This is a genomic window from Actinoplanes sp. NPDC004185, assembly GCF_053603475.1.
The window spans coordinates 137,891-144,694 of record NZ_JBSGFR010000026.1 but is presented as its reverse complement, the minus strand read 5'-3'; the positions used below and the strand labels follow the sequence as shown (position 1 = coordinate 144,694).

Sequence of the window (6,804 nt, the reverse complement as noted above, 5' to 3'; positions counted from 1 at the left end):
GCCGGTCCCACCGAAGTCGACGAGCCCGTACGGGGACGGCCGCGACTCCCGCTCAGGCCCGCGGATCTTGCCTCGGTCGCGCTCGCGGCGCTGGCCGTCTCCAAGCTGGACGAGCCGTATGCGGGGATCGGGCTCGTGGCCGCGGCCTGCGAGCCGGACGACCTGGCCGAGTTCGCGTGGGGGCTGCTCGAGGCGTGGCAGCTCGCCGGGGCGGACGCCAAGCAGAGCTGGGTGCTCGACGCGCTGGCGCTGCTCGGCGACGACACGACCGTCCGGCGGCTCACGCCGCTGATCCTCGTGTGGCCGGCCGACGGCGGGCACACCAAAGCGGTCGCCGGCGTCCGGGCGCTGGCGGCGATCGGCAGTGACGAGGCGCTGACGCGGCTGTACGGCATCTCGCAACGGGCCAGATTCAAGGGACTCAAGACCGCGGCCGAGGAGAAGATCACCGAGGTGGCCGACTCGCTCGGGCTCACCGCCGAGCAGCTGGCCGACCGGCTCGTGCCCGACTTCGGCCTCGGCGCCGACGGGAGCATGACGCTCGACTACGGATCCCGGCAGTTCCGGGTCGGCTTCGACGAGCAGCTCCGGCCCTACGTCTCGGATGCCGCCGGCAAGCGGCTCACGGCGCTGCCGAAGCCTTCGGAGCCGCTCGCCGAGGACGCCCACCAGCAGTTCACCGCGCTGAAGAAGGACGTGCGGACGGTCGCCGCCGATCAGGTGCGGCGGCTGGAGCAGGCCATGGTCACCGGACGGCGGTGGACGCCGGAGGAGTTCGCCCGCTACTTCGCCGGTCATCCGCTGCTCTGGCACATCGTGCGGCGGCTCGTGTGGACGGTGTCGGACGGCGCCTCGTTCCGGGTGGCCGAGGACCGCAGCTACGCCGACGCCGCCGACGAGCCGTACGCCCTGCCCGAGGACGTCACGGTCGGCGTCGCGCACCCGCTCGACCTGGGGGAGGCGCTGCCCGCCTGGGGTGAGGTCTTCGCCGACTACGAGATCGTCCAGCCGTTCCCGCAGCTCAGCCGGGAGACGTACCCGGCCGGCGACGAGAGCCTGAAACGGTTCCTCGGGGCCCAGGTGCCCGCCACCCGCGTGCTCGGCCTGGAGCGTCGGGGCTGGCGGCGGGAGGCGCCGCAGGACGCCGGCGTGCAGAGCCGGATCGAACGGGTCGCCGGCGACTTCACCGTGGTCGTGGAGCTCGACCCGGGCATCGCCGTCGGTGATCCCGACGGGCTCGGTGACCAGACCCTGGAGAACATCCACGTCCACGGCCGGTCGAGGCTCGACGACAGACCCGGCCGCCAACCGTTCACGGCGCTCGGCGCGATCGCCGCCTCGGAGGTGATCAGGGACCTGACGATGATCGCGGAGCCCGTCGCCGCCGGTCGCTAGGGCGCTCCGCGGCATAGCCCGCTCGCCGAGGTCGCCCCGCGAGGCCCAGTTGCGAGTGGACCGCGGCCCACCGAACGACGCGGTTGCCCACCGACGACCGTCGGATCACCCGCGCGGTGGGCCGGGCGGCTGAGCGGGCAGTCCCGCCAGTTCCGTCAGGCGGCGTTCGAGGAACCGCCGTTCGGCCCCGTCGTCCGTCAGCTCTCTCGCCCGCCGGTACGCCGCGCGGGCCTCATCCGTGCGGCCGAGCCTTCGCAGCAGTTCGGCCCTGGTCGAGTGCAGGTAGCGGAAGTCGTCCAGCCCGAGCCCGTCGACGATGCGCAGACCCGCCTCCGGCCCCTCGGTCTCCGCGACCGCGATCGCCCGGTTCAGGTCGACGACCGGGGAGGTGGTCAGGCGGGCGAGCTCGCCGTACAGCGCGGCGATCTGCGCCCAGTCACACGGTGTCTCGGCGTGCAGCGACGCGATCGCCGCCTGCAGCACGTACGGTCCGCGGCCGCCGAGGGCGATCGCCCGGTCCAGCTCGGCCCGTCCCCGGCCGATCTGCGCGGTGTCCCACCGGGAGCGGTCCTGATCCGGCAGCAGCACCAGCTCACCGTCCCGGAAGCGGGTCTCGCGGCGGGAGTCGTGCAGGAGCATCATTGCCAGCAGTCCGCGCCCCTCCGGATCGGTGGGCAGCAGCTCGGTCAGCGCACCGGCCAGCCAGATCGCCTCGGCGGCGAGGTCGTCCCGGCCACCGTAGCCCTCGTTGAAGATCAGATACACGACGGTCAGCACGGCGTCGAGGCGTTCGGGCAGCAGGTGGCCGGGCGGCACGCGGAACGGGATCCGGGCCGCCTTGATCTTGCGTTTGGCCCGGACCAGGCGCTGCGCCATGGTGCGTTCCGGGACGAGGAAGGCGCGGGCGATCTCGTCGGTGGTCAGGCCGCCCACGGTACGCAGGGTGAGCGCGACCTGGGCCTCGACGGCGAGGGCCGGGTGGCAGCAGGTGAAGATGAGCTCCAGCCGCTCGTCGGGGAACGCGGTGGTGGTCATCGGCGCCTCGGCTTCCCGGGCGGCGAGCAGGCCGGCCTTGGCGGCGAGGGTCCGGTCGCGGCGGATGCGATCGGTGGCCCGGTTGCGGGCAGTCGTGATCAGCCAGGCGCGGGCGTTGCCCGGCACGCCGTCGCGGGGCCAGCGATCGGCGGCGATGGCGAACGCCTCCTGGGCGGCGTCCTCGGCGAGGTCGAAGTCGCCGAGGACGCCGATCAGCGTAGCCAGGACGCGGCCCCACTCCTCGCGGAAGACCTCGTCGAGCATGGTTACCAGTACACCTGTGAAGGCCGGATCTCGACCGCGCCGCCGTAGCGGGCCGCCGGGACGCGGGCGGCCACCTCGATGGCGGCGTCGAGGTTGTCGGCCTCGAGGATGAACAGGCCGCCGACGGACTCCTTCATCCCGGCGAACGGGCCGTCGGTCGTCAGCGTCCGGCCGCCTTCGACCCGGACCGTGGTCGCGTTCTCGGGCAGCCCCATCGGCGGCATGGGGGTGACGCCGGGGGTCTCGTTGATCCCCTGGTAGTCGGCGTAGACCTGCTTGCGGTCCTCCTCGGGAAGCGCGTTCTGCCGTTCGATCGCCGGGCCTTGATAGATCAGCATGATGTACTTCATCGTCACTCCTCGGTCGGTCTCTGAGATCGTCGCAGTGAGACGAACGGCGAGCGCCGATTTCGACAGCCCGGCCGATCGGATTTCCTACAACTTGCTCACGAAGCTGTCCATGGCGACGCAGACGAGGCGCAGCACGTCGATCGAGTTCACGGGGTCGTCGGGGGTCTCCATGCTGTGGTCGGCGTCCGGGGCCTCGTACCAGGGCTGCCCGGAACCGCGGGCGACCCCCGGATCCCACGACGGGTCGGCCGCGCTGCCGACGAGCAGGAACGGCGCGGTGGCGCGACGCAGGTCGGCCGGCACCGGCGAGTCACGCAGGATCGGGGTCAGCCAGATGCCGGGCAGGCCGCGGTCCGCGGCCGTCGCCGCGGCGAACGCCCCCATGGACTTGCCGGCCAGGGCGACAGCCGGTGCGGACTCCTGGTCGAGGAGCCGGCTGACGTGGGCGTTCACGAACGAGCTGAGCCGGGCGGACCAGCCCGCCATGTCCCCGCGTTCCAGCTGCGGCGGGTCGTCGGGCCACCGGACCTCGCGGATCGCCCAGCCGTGCTTGACGAACACCGCCCCGGCGACGTGCAGCAGCGGCCGCTCCGCGGAGTAGCGCAGGCCGGGGAGCAGGAAAGCGACTCGCTCAGTCATACGGGCGACCCTAGGACTTGACGGCAACGGCGCCGTACTCGTCGACCGCCCGGAGGTCCTCAGGCGTGGCATCGGGCGCGGGACGCCACTGCGAGCACGGGACGAGGCCCGGCTCGACGACGGTCAGCCCGTTCAGGAAGCGGGCCAGCTGGTCGGGGTGGCGCAGGTGGTACGCCAGCGGGGCGTTAGCGTTCCCCACGTCGATCGCCGCGGAGAAGGCGGGCCCGTCGATGACGTCGGTGCCGTCGGCGGTCACCGGGTAACTGCCCGGCGGCAGGGCGGCCATGAGCTGCCCCACGATGCCGGCGGCCTCGTCCAGGTCGCTGACGTGGCCCAGGATGTTCATCAGGATCTGGCCGGTCTGCGTGGGATCGCCGTTCCGATCTTCGCGTCCGACCCTCCCCTCTGGACACAGAAGCTGTTTCAGTCAAGACTGAAATTTATGAAACGGCCATCACCGACTGAAGACATGTCCGGCGAGCTCCCGGCCGGCCCTTCAGGTGACGTCCTGGAATGGGTGGAACGGCTGGCCAAGTACTGCTCGGACCAGGACGGCGTACCCCTGATCGCCGGGCGCGTGCTCGGCTGGCTCATGATCTGCGACCCACCCGAGCAGTCCGCGCAGCAGATCGCGTCCGCGATCGGGGCCAGCCGGGCGTCGCTGTCGACGAACCTTCGCCTGCTCAGCTCCGTCGGGTTCGTCCGCGTCCTCACCAAGCCGGCGAACCGGACCGTGTACTACCGCGTCGACGACGATGCCTGGGAAAAAGTCGTCCAGCGGCAGATCGCCTCGTTGGCCGCGCTCGGGACCATCCTGCGCGACGGCGCACCGCTCGCCGGTCCATCACCCGATCGTGGCGCACGCATGGCCGCCGCCAACGACGTCTTCCGATGGATGCAACAGATCTTCGACGACGCGCCGCCGCTGCCCTCAACCACCCGCGCAGCCAAGGAGCCAAGAGGATGACAGCACGACCACCCGCGGCGCAGACCGCCTTCGGCCCGATGGTGATCGCCGCGTGCGAGCAGCTCCTCCCCGCCGACCAACGGCTGTTCGACGACCCGGACGCGGTGCGCCTGCTGCCCGCCGGTCAACGCCTGATCGTCCGCGCCTGCCGCTGGAAACCGGTCCACCAGCTGCTCGTCCGGGCCACTGACAGCAAAGCGCAAGGCCTCTGGGCCGGCATGCTGTGCCGCAAGCGGTACGCGGACGACAAAGTCCGGGACGCTCTGCACGACGGCATCGAACAGTTCGTCTTTCTCGGCGCCGGTCTCGACACCCGTCCCCGCCGGCTCGTGGCCCCGGCCGGCGCCCGATCCTTCGAGACCGACCTGCAAGCGAACATCTCTTACAAGCGCCGTCGTCTCACCGAGGCCTACGGCGGGCCACCCGCCGGCACCACCCTCGCGGCCGTCGATCTCGAGACCGACGACCTCACCGCGACGCTCACCGGCAACGGCTTCGACTGGAACGCGCCGGCCATGTTCATCTGGGAGGCCGTCACCCAGTACCTGACCGAGGACGCGGTCGGCCGGACCCTGGCCAGCCTCGGTGCGGCCGCGCCGGGAAGCCGGCTGATCTTCACCTACCTCCGCCGCGACTTCCTCGACGGCAGCGAGGACTACGGCGCAGCACCCGCACGGGATGAATTCGTCACCAGACGCCACGTCTGGCACTTCGGGCTGCTTCCCCAAGAGACCGCCGCACTGTTGCGCACCTACGGCTGGACCGAGCACGAACAAGTCGGGCCCACCGAATACGCCGAACGCTACCTGCGCCCCCTCGGACGAGACGTCACCGTGTCGCAGATCGAACGATTCGTGTACGCGGACCGGTCGGCAGATGCCCCACCTGGCCGAAAGGCTCAACGCACCGCGGGTGACGGCGACATGCCGCGGTGACATCGCCGCCGCGGCCGCAGGCGATGGCGGCGCTACCGGTGGTGACCTGCTCTGCCTGTCACCGGGCGCGCCGGACTGAAGGGCGTTCGGTCAGAGCTGGACCGCCGGTGGCGCCGCGGTGGATCGCCGGGTCACCAGGCCGGGGGAGAGTTTCACCTGTGCTGTCGGCCTGGTCCGGTCCGTGATGCGGTCCAGCAGCAGCCGGGCGGCGTTGACGCCCATCTGGTGCCCCGCCTGGTCGACGCTGGTCAGCGAGATGGGCCCGAACGCGGCGAAGGTCGTGTTGTCGTACCCGGCCAGCGAGATGTCGTGCGGCGTGGACAGGCCCGCTTCGGTGAGGGCGTCCAGCACGCCCATGGCCACGATGTCCGCGCCGGCGAAGATGGCCGTGGGGCGGCGGGGGCGGGCCAGCAGCTTCCGGGCGCCGAGGTAGCCGCCTTCCTGGGTGTAGGTGGTGGACACGACGCCGATCCCGTCGGCCAGGCCGTGGGCGTTCATCGCGTGGCGGTAGCCGTCGGCGCGCTGGGCGTTGGGCATCTCGACGAGGCGTACCGGGTCCTTCTCCAGGTGTTCGATGTGGGCGATGTGGCGGTGCCCGAGCTCGGCCAGGTGGGCGACGACCAGGCCGGCGCCGGCGAAGTCGTCGTCGGTCACCGTGTCGTAGTCGGGCGAGTGGCCGTGCCGGCCGATCACGACCGTCGGCACGGTCCGGGCGACGGCCTGCAGGTGTCTCCGCGCGGAGATCGGCGCGATCAGGATGACGCCGTCCATGCTGCGGTCGATCATGGATTCCATGACGCGGGCCTCGCCGGCCTCGTCGTTGCAGCACTGGGCCATGAAGAACTGGTAGTCGGTGCCGTCGAGGTGCTCGGCCACCCCGTCCAGCACGTCGGCGAAGAACGGGTTGCGGATCTCCGGCAGCATCACGCCGATGGTGTACGTCTGCCCGCGCAGTCCCCGGGCCGCGGCTGACGGCCGGTAGCCCAGCTCCTCGATGGCCGACCGGACCCTGGTCTGCATCTGCGGGCTGGCGCCGTACGCGTTGCGCAGCACCTTGGACACCGCTGTGGTCGACACGCCGGCGTGCCGAGCCACATCGACGATCGTGACGCGGCGCGCGGCGTTCGGCTGTCTCGGCACGGAGGACTCCTCGATTAGGGCAACGTTGCCCACCCTAGATCACCAGCCCGGAGCAGGAAACCCTTGACGTGTTCGGCAC

The 6,804-nt window shown here is 71.4% G+C and carries 8 protein-coding genes; 3 read left to right on the top strand and 5 right to left on the bottom strand.

Translation table 11 applies throughout. The features are described 5' to 3' along the window. Positions 1-1,395: DUF4132 domain-containing protein (locus ACWEOZ_RS26100; protein WP_451913292.1), on the top strand; the 1,395-nt coding region annotated here is incomplete at its 5' end. Between the two features lie 105 nt (positions 1,396-1,500). Here the strand turns inward: ACWEOZ_RS26100 and ACWEOZ_RS26095 are convergent. The 4 genes from ACWEOZ_RS26095 to ACWEOZ_RS26080 form a co-directional block, all read right to left on the bottom strand. After that, the gene (locus ACWEOZ_RS26095) at positions 1,501-2,694 is read right to left on the bottom strand and encodes an RNA polymerase sigma factor (protein ID WP_451913291.1); all 1,194 of its coding nucleotides are present in this window, start codon (positions 2,692-2,694) and stop codon (positions 1,501-1,503) included. Positions 2,695-2,696: 2 nt separating this feature from the next. Beyond that, entirely contained in the window at positions 2,697-3,044 is a 348-nt protein-coding gene (locus ACWEOZ_RS26090; RefSeq protein WP_360552715.1) for a YciI family protein, read from the bottom strand. Between the two features lie 84 nt (positions 3,045-3,128). Next, positions 3,129-3,683 (bottom strand): hypothetical protein, encoded by a 555-nt coding sequence (locus ACWEOZ_RS26085; protein WP_451913290.1) that lies wholly within the window; start codon positions 3,681-3,683, stop codon positions 3,129-3,131. 10 nt (positions 3,684-3,693) lie between these two features. After that, a complete protein-coding gene (locus tag ACWEOZ_RS26080) occupies positions 3,694-4,029 on the bottom strand; it encodes an SAM-dependent methyltransferase (RefSeq protein WP_451913289.1) in 336 nt (111 codons plus the stop codon). On the opposite strand from ACWEOZ_RS26080, the gene ACWEOZ_RS26075 reads away from it, so the two are divergent. Then, on the top strand, positions 4,012-4,650 hold the full coding sequence (locus ACWEOZ_RS26075; protein WP_451913288.1) for a GbsR/MarR family transcriptional regulator: 639 nt from the start codon (positions 4,012-4,014) through the stop codon (positions 4,648-4,650). The genes ACWEOZ_RS26080 and ACWEOZ_RS26075 overlap by 18 nt on opposite strands. After that, positions 4,647-5,585, top strand: a complete 939-nt coding sequence (locus tag ACWEOZ_RS26070) for a class I SAM-dependent methyltransferase (protein WP_451913287.1) — start codon at positions 4,647-4,649, stop codon at positions 5,583-5,585. The genes ACWEOZ_RS26075 and ACWEOZ_RS26070 overlap by 4 nt, the downstream gene beginning before the upstream one ends. A 90-nt stretch (positions 5,586-5,675) precedes the next feature. Here the strand turns inward: ACWEOZ_RS26070 and ACWEOZ_RS26065 are convergent, their stop codons facing one another. Then, positions 5,676-6,725: a LacI family DNA-binding transcriptional regulator gene (locus ACWEOZ_RS26065; RefSeq protein ID WP_451913286.1), complete on the bottom strand. Its 1,050-nt coding sequence runs from the start codon at positions 6,723-6,725 to the stop codon at positions 5,676-5,678. Positions 6,726-6,804: the final 79 nt, after the last annotated feature.

What these genes read in the sequence shown, in the direction of transcription:
- ACWEOZ_RS26090 (WP_360552715.1), bottom strand. Translation starts at nt 3,044, where the DNA reads ATGAAGTACATCATGCTGATCTATCAAGGCCCGGCGATCGAACGGCAG.
- ACWEOZ_RS26085 (WP_451913290.1), bottom strand. Translation starts at nt 3,683, where the DNA reads ATGACTGAGCGAGTCGCTTTCCTGCTCCCCGGCCTGCGCTACTCCGCG.
- ACWEOZ_RS26080 (WP_451913289.1), bottom strand. Translation starts at nt 4,029, where the DNA reads ATGAACATCCTGGGCCACGTCAGCGACCTGGACGAGGCCGCCGGCATC.
- ACWEOZ_RS26070 (WP_451913287.1), top strand. Translation starts at nt 4,647, where the DNA reads ATGACAGCACGACCACCCGCGGCGCAGACCGCCTTCGGCCCGATGGTG.
- ACWEOZ_RS26095 (WP_451913291.1), bottom strand. Translation starts at nt 2,694, where the DNA reads ATGCTCGACGAGGTCTTCCGCGAGGAGTGGGGCCGCGTCCTGGCTACG.